Genomic DNA, 15,990 nt, shown 5'->3' with positions numbered 1-15,990 from the left:
GAAGGGGTGCCGTTGCATAAAGTGGCCATCTGGACCGCTTAGGAAATTATGCGGGCCTTGTATCAAGATAGGTGGGGGCGGCTCTGGATTACCTCGGGTCCGTGGCATGCTTCGGTAAGAAACGTGAGGGGGTGATTCGCTGGGGCGAGGCCACCGGTGTTAGCGGAAAACGCGGCGAAAACGATGGCCGAGGTAACGCAGGCCGTCGCGCGGTTGACTGACATCATGGGCGAGATCGCTCCTGCATCCAACGAGCTGAGTCGGGGTATCGGACAGGTCAATCTCGCTGTGACACAAGTGGACGAGGTCACTCAATAGAACGCAGCGTTGGTGGAAGGAGCGGCGGGCGAATCCGGATCCCTGGCGGTACAGGGTAACCAGCTGACATAAGCAATTGGTTTCTTCAAGTTGAACAGGAGCCAGGCATAAAGGTGCTATGCGCCGCGTAGTACAGGTCAATGGCGTCGGACTTGCAGCAGGAGGCGTCAGTCAGGCGCTTTCCCGCACCACCAGTTCGTAGCCGAGATCGACGACCGGCGACGGGACAGGCTCATTGTCGATCATCGACAACAGAAGATTCGACGCAACGCGGCCGACCTCGGCTCGTGGCGTGCGAACTGTGGTCAGTCGCGGCACGCAGTCGGCTGCGCCCGCCAGATCGTTGAAGCCGACTATCGCTACCTGTTCCGGAATTGGGATGCCTTGACGGCGTGCTTCGAACAGCGCGCCCTGCGCGAGGTCGTCGTTGCCGAAAAAAATCCCGTCGACGTCCGGCCGCCGTTGCAGCAACTGGCGGAACAGATCGCATCCGAGCCCGATCGACGACGGCGCCGGCGTAAGGACTTCGAGATCGGCGTCGTACAGGTTTTTGCGCCTGAGCGCCTCACGAAAGCCTTCTCCGCGCTGCATCATCCGCGAGTCTAGCTGGGCGGCGACAAAGGCATTACGCCGGCAGCCACGCGCAATCAGATGCCCGGCGACGGCCTCGCCAGCGCCCGCCTGTGAAAAGCCGACGCAGTGCACGCCTTCGGCTTCTTCCAGTTCCATGATGTGCACGCAAGGCACGCCACTCGCCTCGATCAGGCGACGCGCGCTCTCAGTACGGTCGAAGCCGGTGACGATCAGCCCACTTGGCGGTGACGCCAGGTAGTGGCGGATCAGATCCTCTTCGGCATTGCGCGAATAATGCGAATTGCCGATCAGGATTTCGTAGCCGCGAGGGCGCAGCACGGAGTGAATCGATTCGAGCACGTCGGTGAACACCGTGTTCGACAGCGATGGAATCACGACGGCCACGGCGGCGCTGCGCGAGGACGCGAGCGCTCGCGCAGCGGGGTTTGTAACGTAATTCAATTCTGCCGCTGCAGCCTTGACCCGTTGCACGTATTCCGGTCCGACCGAGCCCAGACCGCGCAAGGCACGCGACGCGGTAATGATGCTGACGCCGGCCAGGCGGGCGACCGCCTCGAGGGTTGGCCGGCCGGTGCTTCGGGTTTTCCTGGGTGTTGAGCTCGCCATGATCGATTTAGGATAGCGCTGTCTCAAGCCTCGCGCAATAGGGCTCTATCATGCCGTCCGAAATTTTGGGGCATTAACGAGCTTATTTGCACAGGCCTTATTTTTTATCTTCACGAGATAGCGCTGTCTCAATCGAAGGAGTTGCACATGATCGGGCACATTTCATCGCTTGTCGTTATGGGTGTCGCAGGCTGCGGCAAGAGCAGCGTTGCGCAGGCACTCGCCACGCGGATCGGCGGCGTACTGATAGAAGGCGACGCGTTTCACCCAAAAGCAAACGTCGACAAGATGCAGCGCGGCATCCCGCTGACCGACGAAGACCGCGCGGGATGGCTCGACAGACTGTCCGAAGAACTCGAGCGCGTTGCCAGCCGCGGAGAGCGCGCCGTGCTCGCGTGCTCGGCCCTCAAGCAGCGCTATCGCAACCGTTTGCGGACGGCGACATCGTCGCTGGGTTTCGTTTTTCTCGATCTGTCGCAAACCGAGGCGCTGCGGCGCGTCGCACAGCGCGAGAGCCATTTTATGCCGGCATCGCTGGTCGAGAGCCAGTTCGCCGCGCTGGAGCGACCCGATGTTGAGCCGCTGACGCTGACGATCGACGGCACCCGTTCGCTCGTGAGCATCGTCGGCGAGGCGACGGCGTGGTGCGGGAGCGCGCAAGAAGAGTCGGGTCTTTTGCTGTCTGCATGAGATAGCGCTGTCTCAAAACATTACGCCGACCAGATGACTGACCAGAACGACATTTTTTCAGGAGACTAAAGTGGCAAACATTTCGGGAGCTTCAGGGCAACGCGTGCCCAACCGGCGTTGGGCAATCGGCCTGCTGTTGGGCATTGGCGTGCTCATCAACTATTTCGACCGGATCAATCTGTCGGTAGCGGCACCGCAGATGAAAGAGGCGTTCAACCTGTCGCCCGCAGACATGGGGCTGCTGTTCAGTGCTTTTTTCTGGCCGTACGCGTTGCTGCAGGTGCCGGCGGGAATCCTTCTTGACCGTTTCGGCGTGACGCGTATTGGCCGCTGGGGTGCATTCCTGTGGGGCCTTGCGTCCGCCATCACCGTTTTCGCGAGCGGCTTTGGCGGCGTGTTCGCGGCGCGCGCGGTGCTCGGCATCGCGGAAGCGCCGGGCTTTCCCGTCAGCTCGAAGGCCACGGGCTACTGGTTCCCACGCAAGGAGCGGGCGCTCGCGACCGCCATTTTCGACGCGGCCGCCAAGTTCTCGAACGTGATCGGCGTGCCGCTGGTGGCCGTGGTCGTGGTGAACGCCGGCTGGCGCTGGGGATTCGGCGTCACGGCGCTGCTGAGCTTTGCGTACTTCATCGCGTTCCTGCTCATCTATCGCGATCCGAGCCAGGACAGCAAGCTCTCGGCCGCTGAACTCGACTACATCCAGAAGGGCGGCGCAACGCCCGAAGGCACGTCGAGCGCGAGCGTGTTCGGCATGCTGGGCTATCTGCTGACCAAAACGAAGGTTTGGGGCTTGACGATCGGGTTCGCCGCCTACGGCTATTCGTTCTATCTGTTCCTGACCTGGCTGCCGGGGTACCTCGTGCAGACCATGCACATGAGCATTCTCAAGTCAGCGGGCTTTGCCGCGATTCCTTGGGCCGTAGCGACGGTGACGGACCTTGTCGTCGGCGGCTGGCTAATCGATCATCTCATCGCGCGCGGCAAGGACGAGACCCGCGTGCGTAAGGCCGTCCTCGTGACGGGCATGCTGTTCGGTCTCGCCGTCTTCGGCGCGACGCAGACGACGAAGCCCGAATGGGCGATCTTGTGGATCTCGATTGCGCTGGGTGGCCTCGCAGCGGCGGCACCCGTTGGCTGGTCCCTGCCGTCGCTGATTGCGCCGAAGGGCGGCGTGGGTACCGTCGGCGGCATCATGAACTTCGCCAACAACCTGATGGGCGTGGCCGCACCGATCGTCACGGGCTTCATCGTCGGCGCGACGAATTCGTTCACCAATGCGTTCCTCGTTGCGGGTGTCATTCTGGCAATCGGCATCGTGTCGTTCGTGTTCGTGATGGGGCGCATCGAAGCGATTCCCGAGCCGACCGATCGCGACGAAAAAACACGTCGCCGCACATCGAAAGCGTCGACGCCGGCGGGGTGATCCCGTCGCTGCGAACGCGTGACAGGCCGAATCAGACGGCAAGAAAGCAGTATCAGAAAAACGAATCAATAACAGCCTCAAAGAGGCATCTGGAGAACATCACAATGAAAAAGAACCGTCAACGACGCCTGATCGGTCTCGCGGCTGTCGCCTCGGTTGCGACGGCTGCTCACGCACCCGCATTCGCGCAGAACAGCGTGACGCTGTACGGCATCGTCGATAACGGTATCGGTTATCAGTCAAGTTCGACGTCGCTGGGTTCGACGTCGGGCGGTCACTCGGCGTTCAAGATGATCACGGGCGTGTGGGCGGGCAGCCGCTTCGGCCTGAAGGGCGCCGAAGATCTGGGCGGCGGCACGAAGGCGATCTTCACGCTGGAAGAGGGCTTTAGCGCCAATAGCGGCGCGATGTCGACGAACAACCTGATGTTCAGCCGCCAGGCGTTCGTCGGCGTGACGAACGCCACGTACGGCACGCTGACGGCGGGCCGACAGTACGCGTCGTACTATCAGCTGCTCTCGCCTTACAGCCCGACGACGTGGCTCACCGGATTCTACGGCGCGCACCCGGGCGACGTGGATGGCCTCGATACGATCTACCGCGCGAACAATACGCTGCTGTATATGTCGCCATCGCTGTACGGCTTCAAGTTCAGCGGCTCGTATTCGTTTGCGGGCGTGCCGGGCAGCGTGAACCAGGGCTCGACATGGAGCACGGCGGTACAGTATCAGCAAGGCCCGGTCGGCCTGGCGGTCGGCTTCTCGCGCATCAACAACTCCACGACTGGCGGCGGGGCATTCGGCGCCGACTCGACGACGTCGAACGCGGGGGCGCAGACGGGTGTGTCGGCCGTGACGAACGGCTACCGCACGGCGCAGGCGCAGCAGCGCTTTGCAGTCGGCGCGGGCTACACGTTCAACAGCCAGTTCGATATCACGGCGACGTACACGAACGTGCAGTACATCCCGGGTGCGGGTTCGTCGTTCCGCAACGAGGCAATCTGGAACACGGGCGGCATCGTGCTGCACTGGAAGCCAGCCGCAGCATGGGACTTCGCGACGGGCTACAGCTATACACGCGCGACGAAGTCCAACGGCATCACGAGCAGCGCGCAATACCAGCAGTTCAACCTCTCCGAGTACTACTCGCTGTCCAAGCGCACGGGGCTGTATGCGTTGCAGGCATATCAGCGCGCGAATGGCCAGACGCTTGGCAATAACGGTGCGGGCAACATCATCAACGCGACGGCGACACTCGGCGATGGTTTTAACTCGACTCCTTCGTCATCGCGCAGTATGGTCGGTGTGGGTGCCGGTATCGTGCATCGGTTCTGATGCAACTTGAAGGACCTAAAGCAAGAATAAGCGCCGCAATTGCGGCGCTTATTTCTGGAACTCACATCTGATGCTACGGACGTCCACGATCGTTGCTTAGACGCGGTGGCCGATAGGCTGAACTTCCGACCGAAGTCATTCGATTTTTCTTGTTAGCCGTTTGAGGACATGGTTGTAATGCGCACCTAGCTTTAAAGTCCAAGCGAGGGTGTTTGTGAAATGTTCCATTGGGGTGTTGCCAACAACGGTTCCGCCGGCATTGGCTATTGCAGCAAGCACTCCGATATTCGCCCTCGGTTGAATCGGCCCGGAAGGAGGGCGCGGGAAGGACTATCGCCCAATTTCTACGGCGATGCCCGTTGCTTAAGCCAGCTTGAACGCCGAAGCAGGAAGCAACTTGGGTACGGCGCAATCGGTTTGCTCGCGTTTCTTATCGTTTTGAAGTTCTTCCAACTGCCTTGAATTTTCAAGGGTAGCGCAATTCGCGTCGCCGGCCATCTCGCCAACGGTTGATGTCGTCGATGTTGACAGGGATGCTCGGCGCGCTTGCCGCGGCAAGCCTGCGAGATCTTTAATCGATTTCGTCTTTGGGCGGACCAAGACAACGCCGTCCGGCATCCCATGCCAATATGGCACATGCGCCTGCATGTAGGTTCATCACCTCGCGGATCGTCGCCGGGACGGTCGTGTACCCATTCTCGTCAACTGTTGACCGCTCCATAGGAGCCCTCGGTGTCCGACACGCCCCGATAACAATTCCGCCGCCGCATATTGCCATAGCTTATCGCGTCTGACAGCGCCTCGCCGAGGAGCGGGGCAACGGCTAGCCGAACTGCGTGCAGAGCGCCGTGAGCAGGCTAGGGACCGCAGATCTGGTGCGCCGACAACGCAAATTGGCGTTCAACGCAGAACACATTCACTTCTCGATAATTGAGAAGCTCTCTTCGTTGTACCGCTCCGTTCCATCGATGGGTGTGAGAGGGTCTTTGACTAGCAGCCGATCCTTCGGCAGATGGCTATCATGAGTTGATCTGTTGACCAAAGCGCTATGCGCTTCAGTCAACAGGATGTCGTTTTGGATTTAAACGATGCCGGCGCCAAGGGCCGGGAACACATCGGTGAACAGCAAAGTGATCAGCTGTTGTCCGGCCGGGGTGGACCAGTCCTGCGCGATTTCTGCCATGAGCGTGTTGGTGGCGGTGAGTACCACGCCCGCATCGTGCATCCGTTGACGCGAAAACTCTTCGGAAAGATCGCTCGGCGATCCCGACGCATCCATCACTGCCTGCACGGCAAAACCTTCGAGTGCAGCGTCAATTGCCGGGAAGATGAGGCAAACGTCGGTGGTTACGCCTGCCATGATCAGGTTTTTGCGCCCCGTGGCGAGCACTGCATTGCGGAAATCGGGATAGGCCCAGGCGTTGACGACGCCGGGGCGCTTGATCCGCGCCGCGTGCGCCTCCGGCAGGATCTGGGCGATCTCCGGAAGAATCGGGCCTTGAGCGCGATCTTCCTGACTGGACGTGATCACGACCGGCAGATTGAGGATCTTCGCCATCTTGGCCAGTGCAATCGATTGCTTGGCGGCGAGTTCCTTGTCAATATTCTTGATTAATTGCATCGTGCCAACCTGATGGTCAATCAGCAGCAACGCGGTGTTGTCGGCAGTGAATCGTTCAACCTTCATGATGTAGCTCCTAGGTAGTGGTGGGGCGCAGGCCCCGGGGTGCGTGGCGGCCTGCTACAGCCTTCCCATCTCGCCACGGCGGTAAGCGGCGGTTGCAGCTATCAGGCTCTCCTGGCTCGCAAAAGCCATGGGTCCGTTTGAATACACGGGCTGGCTCAGCGGCTCGCCGATGAACACAGCGACCTTGGCGCCACCAGCTCTCGCAGCGAGCCTGTGCGTCGTCGCTTCCGTCGTGATCGGCAGAATCGGGGCACCGAGGTCATCGAGGCCGAAGACTTGGCCATTGAGCTCCGCGCTGCCGAAGATTGGCATGACGAAGGCGCGCTCGCCTGCGGCCACTGGCAGGTCGAGTTCAGCGTCTGCCTCCAGTGTGATGTCCAGCAAGGTGACCTCGGTTGGAGGTGTCAGCGGGGAGCGCACCCCATCAAAGCTGCCCAGGGGGACACGGATGCGGCCGCCGGGACGATGGACCACCGGTACTTCACGCGCGGCCAGACTCAGCGCGAATGGCGCAGCATTCTGCTTTTCGCGAGGCAGATTGACGAAGATCTGCAGCAGGTGAGTGGTACGTCCCGGCACCGCGGGATTCTCTTCGTGTACCACCCCCCTTCCTCCAGCGGTCCAATGCAGGCCGCCCGGCTCGATCAACGTGCTATTGCCCTGCGAATCGCGGTTGGCAATGCCTGTCTCCGAGTCGAGGAACAGGTAGGTCACCGCGGAGAAGCCGGCGTGCGGATGTGGCGGGAAGGTGGGCGCACTCATCCAAGCATGGTCGATACCCATGAAGGGATCGAGCTGCGAGGGATCTGCACCATGCAGTCGGTATGCGCGGAAATCGCTTCCGCGGTTGGCGCGCTGCATGCGGGCGATGGCGGTTGACATGGCTCAGTCCTTAGACGTTACCGGCTGCACTCAGCGCGGGGTAATCGATATAGCCCTGTGCTCCGGGCGTGTAGAACGTGTTCCTGTCGGGGGCGTTAAGTGGTGCGCCCAGACGGAACCGTTCTGGCAGGTCCGGATTGGCGAGGAATGCACCGCCGAAGACCGTGGCATCAGCGCGTCCCTCGGCAAGCGCGTTCTCAGCTTGGGCCTGGTCAAGTCCACCACCGACCAGATACGCGCCCTTGAAGCGCGGCCGAAGCAGCGCGTGGTAATCCACGCTTGTACCGAACAGAGCGACGTGCAGATACGCGAGATTGAGGTCGCGAAGGCGCTCGACGAGATACGCGTAGGTTTCCTGCGGCGCCGCGTCGAAAACGTCGTTGAAGTTCATCTCCGGCGAGATCTTGAGGCCCACGCGATCGCCGCCGGCCTCCGCCACCATCGCCTCCAGCACTTCGAGAACGAAACGGGCGCGGTTTGCAACGGAGCCGCCGTATTCATCCTCGCGCTGATTGCTGCCGGATGAGAGGAACTGTTCAGGCAGATAGCCTGAAGCAGCATGCAGCTCGACGCCATCGAAGCCTGCTTCGATCGCGCGACGCGTCGCCATACGGTACTCGGCGACAACACCCGCGATCTCACTCAGGCGCAGCGCTCGCGGCGTCACGAATTCTTCCATGCCGTTGCCGGTCCAGGTCTGTCCCGCAGGCTTGATGGCCGATGGCGCCACCGGCAGCGCGCCATCCGGTTGCATCGACGGATGCGAGATACGCCCGCTGTGCATCAGCTGCATGAAGATACGCCCGCCTCGCGCATGCACGGCTTCGGTGACTCGCGTCCATGCGGCCACCTGGGCATCGCTGTGGATGCCGGGCGTACGGACATAGCCCTTACCGGCCGCGGAGGGAAACACGCCCTCTGTAACGATCAGACCTGCGCTGCTGCGTTGAGCGTAGTACGTGACGACGACGTCGTCGGGAACGCCCGCGTCATCGGCGCGCGAGCGGGTCATCGGAGCCATGACCATACGGTTCGGGATGGACAGGCTGCCAATGCGAACAGGGGTGAAAAGCTGACTCATGTTGTGTTCCTCTGCGGTGAGGTGCTCATTAGATGTGGTCATCATCCGACAAACCGCAGGCGGGATAAAGGTGGCAAAATGGAAATGATTGAGCCACTTATGGGGCAGTGAAATGGAATTTCTGAACGACATGGCGTTATTCGTCGAAGTGGTCAAGGCGAAAAGCTTTCGCCGCGCGGCCGAAGCGACCGGTGTGCCGAACTCGACGTTGTCGCGCCGGATCAGTTCGCTGGAGAAGGCAATTGGGTTGCGACTCCTTCATCGCACGACGCGCAAGATCGAGCTGACCGAAGCCGGTCAGCTCTATTTCGAGCGCTCCAGGCGCATCGTGGAAGAGGCACGGCTTGCGCACGAGCAACTCGGAGAGATCCTGGCCCAGCCGGTTGGCGTTTTACACGCGTCGTTGCCGGTGGATTTTGCGAATATCTTCCTCGCACCTTTGCTCGCGGAATTCGCTCGACGTTATCCCGGTATCAGCTTTGAGTTTGACCTGACGCCGCGCCACGTCGATCTGGTCACCGAACACGTCGATGTCGCGATCCGCATGGGCGAGCCGCCGAGCTCGAATCTGATCGCACGACTGCTTGCCCGACTACCGCGCTATCTCTACGCATCGCCGCGTTATATCGAACACCATGGCGAGCCAGGCGAGCCGACCGACCTTTTGCGACATGAGTGTTTGCGGCTCAGCCCGGCAGAGGTCAGCGGGTGGACCCTTCATAAGGAAAAGGAAACGGTTGAGATCGATGTAGGCGGTCGGTTCCTGCTGAATAGCGTGGGAATGATCCGGCGACTGGCAACACTCGATCTCGGGATCGCTGTGCTGCCTGAGGAAATCGCGGCCGATGACGTTGCCGCTGGGCTGTTGCGTCGAGTGATGCCGGCGTGGCACGCGCCGTCGGTTCCTGTCCATGCCATCACCGAAACGCGGTTGTTACCAGCGAAGACGCAGCGCTTTATTGAATTCTTGCGAGAGCAACTCGGAGAGTAGTAGCCAACTGAGTGAGAGCGTCCAGCGCAGCGATGCTTGCGTCAGCGAACCCCGATGTTGCTGACAAATTTCACACCTGGCCGCAGATCCTCACCGGTTCCAACTGTCGTGACGTCACACAACTGTTGCCGTTGACTGACGCCATTCCACAGAGTCGGGACCAGCGGAATACTGGCCGCTGGCACGCGCCGCTGGCGTCCCAACCCAGATCACCTTGCGAGCTAATCGTTGTTTCGGGAGCTTCGAGCAATCCCCAACTGCTCGAGTGTCGTCGCCAAAGACTGACCGCACGCGCGGCCAATATCTTTCGCAGACATTTCGTCGAAGGTGCGCGAAAAAATCTCGGGCCCGACTCGGTTCAGACCATTGATATCTTTTAACACGCCAAGGATGTCGCGGACTGGGAAATCACCTTCGCCTGGAAGCTTTCTATCCTCGAGGCAATCCTGGAAGAGCGAACGGTGCGCTGGGACGCGCTCGCTACCATCGCACAACTGCACATACGAGATTTTGTCTCCAGGAATCGTTCGAAGGGTCTCAAGCGACGACCCGCTTCTGCAGAAATGCCACACATCGAATGCAATTCCGCTATTAAGCTTATCTGCGTCCCGCACAATTTTCCAGGCGATATCGAGGTCCGGGATACTCCAATCGAGAGGAATGAACTCGAGGTCGCAGCGAATACCATCGTCGGCTGCCCGATCGCATAGCTTTGCGAAGTCCTCGGTAAGCTGTTCAACCGAGGTTACTTCGGGAGGAGCTATCGATATGGCAGTAATCGACTCGAGCCGCAAAGCGCGCGCGATTCTGAGAAAATCCTCGACTGCGAATGCAAAGTACCCGATAGAAAAGACAGCGGGATCAATGTTTTGTGGGTGCCATCTTTCCGACCATCGCGCCAGCGGGTCCAACTGAGTCAGTCTAATTCCCGAATCGGACGCCATAGCCAATAGGTCGGCACTTGACATGCCAGCAGCCAATGCCTGGGTATATTGCAGAGGAGTCACCGTGAGCGTGTCAAACCCAGCTTCAACCGTCGCTTCTATCTGTTGGGCAAATGAGAGTCGCCGCACGTTGGCGGTCCACATTGTCGTTTCCGGATAGGGCTTCATGCAATGTCCTGATTAGTTGTGCCGGGTCTTAAGAGTCTAAGAACGGCTCATATGGGGTTGTACGATAAAGGCAACCGCCGATGCGTCCACTGCCTCGGCATGGGGTCGCTTAGGGCTTACACATACCTCTGAGTAATGCGCGCGAAGAGGACATCTTCGATTAACTCGCCTGAGAGTTACACCTGCGATTCTGGAAAACACTGGTCCATTGATGGCGCAATAGGGGCGGGTCTACCGAGAATTCGAGAGTAAGCTTTGAGAGGCGCGGGTTGCCGACGGGAAACCGTAGCGTCGATGGGCCGCGGCATACGCCATTACATGCTCGCAGCGGACCGCGTCGCCGGGGTGCGGTGTCAACTTCGCATACGAAAACGTTGTTGGGAGAATAGGCAAATGACTGAGATTTTGAACACTCGTCCTGTAGCAGTGGTCGCAGGTGCGGGGCCCGGCAATGGTCTGGCGCTCGCGCAACGCTTCGCTGCCGCAGGCTATGTCGTGGCGCTCCTAGGGCGCGATGCTCGCAAGGTCGAAGCGCTCGCGATGCAGGTCCCCGCTTCCCGTGCCTACGCTTGCGATGTAGGCAATGCGGCATCAGTGGCAGCTGCATTCTCAAGTATTCGCTCCGATCTCGGAGAAATTGACGCGCTTCTGTTTAACGCGGGCTCCGGCGTGTTTGCTGATATCGAGGCAATTACGGCAGAGCAGTTTGAGGCCGCCTGGCGAGTGAACGCGCTGGGCGCATTCCTCTGTTCGAAGGAAGTGATCCCCTCGATGATCGAACGTGGACGGGGCAGTATCGTTTTCATTGGTGCAACAGCGTCGCGACGTGGAGGCATCCAAACTGCGGCTTTCGCCCCAGCCAAAGCCGCGCAGCGAAGCCTGGCCGAATCGATGGCGCGGAAGCTTTGGCCAAAGGGTATCCATGTCGCTCTCGTCATTGTCGATGGTATCGTTGACCTTCCGGATTCGCGCAAGCAGATGCCCGGCAGACCCTTAGATGCTTTCGTTTCACCCGTAGCGCTAGCTGAGGCGGTGCATGGTCTCACCACTCAGGATCGTCGCGGTTGGAGCTTCGAGATTGAGGTGCGCCCCTTTTTGGAGCCTTGGTAGTCCGGAAGCGGCTTCCCATCCATCAAAAGTCCGCCGTCGTTGTGAGGATGGCAGCTTTGCGAACTGCCATTTTCAACGGCCCGGCGGTTCAAAGAGGCCAGTCTCCATGGCTCTTCGCTCCATCGTGACATATGCGAGAACATGAGTTCCACATTGGCCGCCGCTTCCGCAAACTCACGAAGCCTTTGCTACCGCATCTTCGCGAATCCTGCGCAACGTCGTATTTACGGCGTCCAGATAAGCCGCTTCCATACCATCGGCAAACTCGACTTCTTCTACGCTACCGCTTTCGACGCCATCAAGAACTAGATCGAACGTAAAACGCAGGTACAGTTTTCCGGTTGAATCTTCTTCCAGGATATTCTTGATTTGTCCTTTCGCTTTACCAGAAAGGCGGACAAATTCGACTCGCTCTTCAGGGAAGAACAGAATCAATTCACGCATCGTCTCTCCATGAAGCACGATCTCGCGGATCAAGCGATCCGGATGCTGTTCAACGATTGAACAACGAGTGATCGCTGCGACAAAGGGGACGGCATTTTCCGCCTTGCGAACTAGTCCTTCCCATACCTGCTGACGGTTGAGATGTACGGGTTCCGAGCTGTCGTTGGGATTGACTTCAAGTTTGCGAGTAACACTAATCACGTCTGTCTCCTGTTGGATAGATTGTCTGGCGGTCCGCCTGCCCAATATGGTGCTGATATGAATTCTAGGCGTTGACGCACGTGTCCGCCATTTGTCACCTTTGTTCCTGCGTATTACTTTTCTGAATAGATGGACCTGGCCTTGGCGAGTATCCGGACAAGGGCGCAACGCTCGTGCGAGGAGAAAACTCTTGTGATGTCATCGAAGGCTCAGTCCGCCTCAGTCGTATGGGATGTGGACGCCCGCAATGATTGGCATTGCGGGTAAAAGCGCTGACTACCGTCCGTTCGTCTGTAGCGTGAGGGTATTTCGAACTTCGGTAACGCCACGGACTTCTTGGGCAATTTGGCCTGCAAGTTCAATTTGACGAGTATCTGGTACGACTCCCAAAAGGGTGACCACACCTGTCTTCGCGATCACATTAATGCCACCGACGTCGAGCCCGGGTGTCCTAGAAAGCTGGCGAATGACCGCCTTTCTCAGGGCTTTGTTGGCTGCCTTCGCGGCTTTGGCATCGCTTGCCGTGGTCGTTGGAGCTGAGGCCTCAGCACCGGAGCTGCTGGGTTGCGCGAGAACGCTCACTGTCGGGGACATCACACTGCAAAGCACAACGGAACAGACGACTGCCTGGATTACCTTCAATTTGAAATCTCCTTGATGATTATGGTAGTGTCGCCGGCGATGACGGCTGCGGCGTAGCTTTGCGTTCGCACGGCGCTTTGGTTCGCTAGAACGAATGACGGATGCCGAGCGTTGCCCCGACGGTCGTGCCCTGAGGGCTAAATAGCGCGCCGTTGACGGACAAACCGGTGTTCATTGCCCCGTGATTGTTCACTGTGGCCACCTGAGCGTAAAGCGTGGTGCGCTTCGACAGGTAGTAACTTGCGCCCAGCGCTGCCAGAAGAGAACGGTTTGCTGTATGGTTTCGGTCACTAGTCACCCAGATGCCACCGTCGAGGTCGAGGGTCGGCAGCACGTACCAGGAAAGGCCACCGCCGTATACGTTGTTGTTGAACGAACCGGCGACTTTGTAGTTGACGAACGACGCCTTGGCGGTCAGTGCGCCGAATTTGAATGCTGCGCCCAATGTACGTCCCTCAGCGGCGAGGGTGGTCGGTGTTGGTGTCTGGTTCGCTCCACCACTATTTCCGTCGAATATGGCAGCATTAATCATAAAGCCGCCATATTCGTACTTGATACTGGCGGCATATTGACGACCTGCCTGAAAGTCGCCCGCTTGACCACCGAACGAGTAAAGCATGGTTGCCTGGAGGCCCCAAAGATTCGGCGTCTTATACGACACCGAACTCGCACTAAAAATGCCCGTACCGAAAAGGTTGTCTACAAGGTTGACACCTCCGCTCCCGAAGAAGGACATGCCGCGAGGATCTGACTCGTATAGTGCAAGAAAAAATGGTGAGAATTGAAGACCGCCCTTCAACTCGCCGTAGCGGCTGTCAAGCGAGACCCATGCCTCACATCCGAATAAATTGCCGTTACAGTGCGCAATCCCTCCGTTAGCAATGCTGAAGGCGCTTTCTAGCTTGAATTTCGCTGTTAGTCCGCCGCCGAGGTCTTCCGAGCCTATCAGTCCAAACTGCGAATACGACGAACCCCCGTCGATTACAGAAAGCTGTTTTCCCGCGTTCGCACCAGTCTGGGCGTTCAGCGTCTTGTTTGTGTAAAGCAAGCCGCCATCGATGACGCCAAAGAGCGTGACACTGCTCTGCGCATTAGCGAAACCGCCAAGCAGAAGACTTGCAAGAAAGACGATCGCTTGCGACGCAAGCCTTAACTTTCGAAACATTAACAGTCTCCTATTGCATCTCAAAGTATGTTTTTACTTACGCTGTGAGTTTCTTAGAAAATTTACGACAATTTACATTAGTAAGCAGTGCGTATAATTATCCAAGTGGCGTAACTGGTTATTGGTATCTTTACGGGGGAGGTTTCGCGCTGAAGGTGTGAGGGGTAGGGGCGCGGAGGCGTGCTAGATCTTCGCCATTGCACCGGACGTGCCGCGGGTACCCTTCACTTGTGCTCGTCAATCAAGATATTCGATTGCCGCAATGATCGACGCGTAGACCAAGGCGTTGCTACGCGAGAGCACGATTGTAGTGAAGGCGGGGGAATGATCCAGTGGCTTTCGTCATTGAGAATGTCTCCAAAATTAATTTGATTGTCAGATATAACACAGGCAGTCACTCATCCTGTATTTGGGACAGTACACGCGAAGACGTTCAACAACTACAAACGGTGCTTGATAGTTCTCTATCAGGCGTGTTTATGGGTCAATGTGCCGACGCTATGGCCATGGTTGAGCGAGAGATTTCGTGGTGCCGCGCTGAAGGAATCACGTGGAAGAGATCGAGGTGACCGGTTCGTTCGACCGCGCGAACACGCCGATGGCTCAGTTTCAACGAGTAGAACGCCCGTCGGCTTGCGCTCATCCACAATAAGAATTGACGGGCTCTAGCTCATGATTTGAGGGGGTATGGAGCCTGCGCACTGACCGTGCTGCTTGTGCATCTGTACTAACCGTCGGCCGGTGTGTCCTTCCGGTCTCATTTGGTTCGGCTATCTCAGGATTGAAAGGCGGAGCTGTGGCTGTCGGGAGGGATTGCCTGGTATTCTCGCAAGACATTCTGCGGTTGGCAGCTCTCCAGCACGCTACGCCATCGAAGCACGTCGGCGCTTCGATCCGGTCTCCGGGTTGGAATTTTCATTCAGATCGTCCGGACTTGTGCCCTTGTCTCGACAGCAGCATTGTCACCATAAAAGGGATGGACTGAGGGGTTGTTACGCCTGGGTAGGCGCTCCATCCGGGGTTCGAAGCAAGTAAGGCTGTTCTTATCGAGGTTCTCGTATGTACTATGCAATAAATTAAAAATGCGACGCGCGGAAATAAACGCTACTTATAGGAAGGCATAACCCTGACTGCATCGACAGGGGAAGGGTGGGGGGACAGAATGTACTTGCGGTCGGTCAATTGACGATCGATGGCGGAACCCGAGCTGACGAAAGGGACGCCAGGCCCTAAGTCTCGGCGAGCAGTTGAACTGCTCAAAGATGAGGTTCCAGATTAACTGAGTTCCCCATTTCTTAATAATACGGAGACAGAGATGCGCAATCTCGAGCAGATGTTTGCGGCAGTCGACAGGAAGGACGCGGATGGATTTGTCGCACACCTTTCGGAACACGTAGTCTTTCAGTTTGGTAACGCACCTGAATTGAAAGGTCGCCAGGCGGTCGCCGCTGGTGTGACGGACTTCTTCAACGTTATCGCAGGATTGCGCCACGTCCCGATAGGCAACTGGGACAACGGCGACTATTCCATCCGGTGCTTCATGACCTATTACCGACGTCTGGACGGGATCGAAGTATCTGTCCCTTGTGCGTGTTTCCTGCACCACGAAGCGACTGATCTGATTGACGACTACCGCATTTACATTGATCTGGCGCCCGTATTTGCCAATGCGGTAGCGGCTCCCGCGACTGCCGTGGCATAAGGACGGGG

14 protein-coding genes and 1 pseudogene are annotated in these 15,990 nt (G+C 58.4%); 7 read left to right on the top strand and 8 right to left on the bottom strand.

Annotation, left to right across the window (positions count from 1 at the left end; all coding sequences use genetic code 11):
* Positions 1-159: 159 nt before the first annotated feature.
* Positions 160-390: pseudogene (locus BLT65_RS07000) on the top strand (methyl-accepting chemotaxis protein); the annotation flags it as partial.
* A gap of 99 nt (positions 391-489) precedes the next feature.
* On the opposite strand, the gene gntR reads toward BLT65_RS07000, so the two are convergent.
* Positions 490-1,518 carry an HTH-type transcriptional regulator GntR gene (gntR, locus tag BLT65_RS06995; RefSeq protein WP_007736104.1) on the bottom strand — a complete coding sequence of 343 codons (1,029 nt, stop codon included), beginning with the start codon at positions 1,516-1,518 and terminating at the stop codon, positions 490-492.
* 147 nt (positions 1,519-1,665) lie between these two features.
* On the opposite strand from gntR, the gene BLT65_RS06990 reads away from it, so the two are divergent.
* The 3 genes from BLT65_RS06990 (at position 1,666) to BLT65_RS06980 (ending at position 4,965) form a co-directional block, all read left to right on the top strand.
* Positions 1,666-2,208 (top strand): gluconokinase, encoded by a 543-nt coding sequence (locus BLT65_RS06990; protein ID WP_091776441.1) that lies wholly within the window; start codon positions 1,666-1,668, stop codon positions 2,206-2,208.
* Between the two features lie 70 nt (positions 2,209-2,278).
* A complete protein-coding gene (locus BLT65_RS06985) occupies positions 2,279-3,631 on the top strand; it encodes an MFS transporter (protein WP_091776439.1) in 1,353 nt (450 codons plus the stop codon).
* A gap of 104 nt (positions 3,632-3,735) precedes the next feature.
* Entirely contained in the window at positions 3,736-4,965 is a 1,230-nt protein-coding gene (locus BLT65_RS06980; RefSeq protein ID WP_007736099.1) for a porin, read from the top strand.
* Between the two features lie 1,081 nt (positions 4,966-6,046).
* Here the strand turns inward: BLT65_RS06980 and BLT65_RS06975 are convergent.
* The 3 genes from BLT65_RS06975 to BLT65_RS06965 are packed head-to-tail and all read right to left on the bottom strand — an operon-like array spanning position 6,047 to position 8,615.
* Positions 6,047-6,652 carry an isochorismatase family protein gene (locus tag BLT65_RS06975; RefSeq protein ID WP_091776437.1) on the bottom strand — a complete coding sequence of 202 codons (606 nt, stop codon included), beginning with the start codon at positions 6,650-6,652 and terminating at the stop codon, positions 6,047-6,049.
* Positions 6,653-6,706: 54 nt separating this feature from the next.
* Positions 6,707-7,534 (bottom strand): pirin family protein, encoded by an 828-nt coding sequence (locus BLT65_RS06970; protein ID WP_091776435.1) that lies wholly within the window; start codon positions 7,532-7,534, stop codon positions 6,707-6,709.
* Positions 7,535-7,544: 10 nt separating this feature from the next.
* The gene (locus tag BLT65_RS06965) at positions 7,545-8,615 is read right to left on the bottom strand and encodes an alkene reductase (protein WP_091776433.1); all 1,071 of its coding nucleotides are present in this window, start codon (positions 8,613-8,615) and stop codon (positions 7,545-7,547) included.
* 112 nt (positions 8,616-8,727) lie between these two features.
* Between BLT65_RS06965 and BLT65_RS06960 the strand changes: the two genes are divergently transcribed.
* Positions 8,728-9,606 (top strand): LysR family transcriptional regulator, encoded by an 879-nt coding sequence (locus BLT65_RS06960; protein WP_091776431.1) that lies wholly within the window; start codon positions 8,728-8,730, stop codon positions 9,604-9,606.
* Between the two features lie 221 nt (positions 9,607-9,827).
* Here BLT65_RS06960 and BLT65_RS06955 read toward each other — a convergent pair whose 3' ends face one another.
* The gene (locus tag BLT65_RS06955) at positions 9,828-10,718 is read right to left on the bottom strand and encodes a sugar phosphate isomerase/epimerase family protein (RefSeq protein WP_091776429.1); all 891 of its coding nucleotides are present in this window, start codon (positions 10,716-10,718) and stop codon (positions 9,828-9,830) included.
* Between the two features lie 393 nt (positions 10,719-11,111).
* Between BLT65_RS06955 and BLT65_RS06950 the strand changes: the two genes are divergently transcribed.
* Positions 11,112-11,828, top strand: a complete 717-nt coding sequence (locus BLT65_RS06950) for an SDR family NAD(P)-dependent oxidoreductase (RefSeq protein ID WP_091776427.1) — start codon at positions 11,112-11,114, stop codon at positions 11,826-11,828.
* A 174-nt stretch (positions 11,829-12,002) separates the two neighbouring features.
* On the opposite strand, the gene BLT65_RS06945 is transcribed toward BLT65_RS06950, so the two are convergent.
* The 3 genes from BLT65_RS06945 to BLT65_RS06935 all read right to left on the bottom strand — a co-directional run bounded on the left by BLT65_RS06945 (position 12,003) and on the right by BLT65_RS06935 (position 14,280).
* The gene (locus BLT65_RS06945) at positions 12,003-12,473 is read right to left on the bottom strand and encodes an SRPBCC family protein (RefSeq protein WP_091776425.1); all 471 of its coding nucleotides are present in this window, start codon (positions 12,471-12,473) and stop codon (positions 12,003-12,005) included.
* Between the two features lie 276 nt (positions 12,474-12,749).
* A complete protein-coding gene (locus BLT65_RS06940) occupies positions 12,750-13,067 on the bottom strand; it encodes a BON domain-containing protein (RefSeq protein WP_091776953.1) in 318 nt (105 codons plus the stop codon).
* A gap of 133 nt (positions 13,068-13,200) precedes the next feature.
* Positions 13,201-14,280 carry a porin gene (locus BLT65_RS06935; RefSeq protein ID WP_091776423.1) on the bottom strand — a complete coding sequence of 360 codons (1,080 nt, stop codon included), beginning with the start codon at positions 14,278-14,280 and terminating at the stop codon, positions 13,201-13,203.
* 1,315 nt (positions 14,281-15,595) lie between these two features.
* Between BLT65_RS06935 and BLT65_RS06930 the strand changes: the two genes are divergently transcribed.
* Positions 15,596-15,982, top strand: coding sequence for a nuclear transport factor 2 family protein (locus BLT65_RS06930; protein ID WP_091776421.1), 387 nt, complete (start codon positions 15,596-15,598; stop codon positions 15,980-15,982).
* Positions 15,983-15,990: the final 8 nt, after the last annotated feature.

It is taken from the genome of Paraburkholderia steynii, assembly GCF_900100565.1.
Taxonomy (GTDB): Bacteria; Pseudomonadota; Gammaproteobacteria; order Burkholderiales; family Burkholderiaceae; genus Paraburkholderia; species Paraburkholderia terrae.
Note: the sequence above shows the minus strand (reverse complement) of the source record. Positions and strands in the feature narration are given on the sequence as shown.

Excerpts from the sequence above, each read along its gene's own strand:
- gntR (WP_007736104.1), bottom strand. The coding sequence starts at position 1,518 with ATGGCGAGCTCAACACCCAGGAAAACCCGAAGCACCGGCCGGCCAACC.
- BLT65_RS06990 (WP_091776441.1), top strand. The coding sequence starts at position 1,666 with ATGATCGGGCACATTTCATCGCTTGTCGTTATGGGTGTCGCAGGCTGC.
- BLT65_RS06980 (WP_007736099.1), top strand. The coding sequence starts at position 3,736 with ATGAAAAAGAACCGTCAACGACGCCTGATCGGTCTCGCGGCTGTCGCC.
- BLT65_RS06975 (WP_091776437.1), bottom strand. The coding sequence starts at position 6,652 with ATGAAGGTTGAACGATTCACTGCCGACAACACCGCGTTGCTGCTGATT.
- BLT65_RS06970 (WP_091776435.1), bottom strand. The coding sequence starts at position 7,534 with ATGTCAACCGCCATCGCCCGCATGCAGCGCGCCAACCGCGGAAGCGAT.
- BLT65_RS06965 (WP_091776433.1), bottom strand. The coding sequence starts at position 8,615 with ATGAGTCAGCTTTTCACCCCTGTTCGCATTGGCAGCCTGTCCATCCCG.
- BLT65_RS06960 (WP_091776431.1), top strand. The coding sequence starts at position 8,728 with ATGGAATTTCTGAACGACATGGCGTTATTCGTCGAAGTGGTCAAGGCG.
- BLT65_RS06955 (WP_091776429.1), bottom strand. The coding sequence starts at position 10,718 with ATGAAGCCCTATCCGGAAACGACAATGTGGACCGCCAACGTGCGGCGA.
- BLT65_RS06950 (WP_091776427.1), top strand. The coding sequence starts at position 11,112 with ATGACTGAGATTTTGAACACTCGTCCTGTAGCAGTGGTCGCAGGTGCG.
- BLT65_RS06940 (WP_091776953.1), bottom strand. The coding sequence starts at position 13,067 with ATGTCCCCGACAGTGAGCGTTCTCGCGCAACCCAGCAGCTCCGGTGCT.
- BLT65_RS06935 (WP_091776423.1), bottom strand. The coding sequence starts at position 14,280 with ATGTTTCGAAAGTTAAGGCTTGCGTCGCAAGCGATCGTCTTTCTTGCA.
- BLT65_RS06930 (WP_091776421.1), top strand. The coding sequence starts at position 15,596 with ATGCGCAATCTCGAGCAGATGTTTGCGGCAGTCGACAGGAAGGACGCG.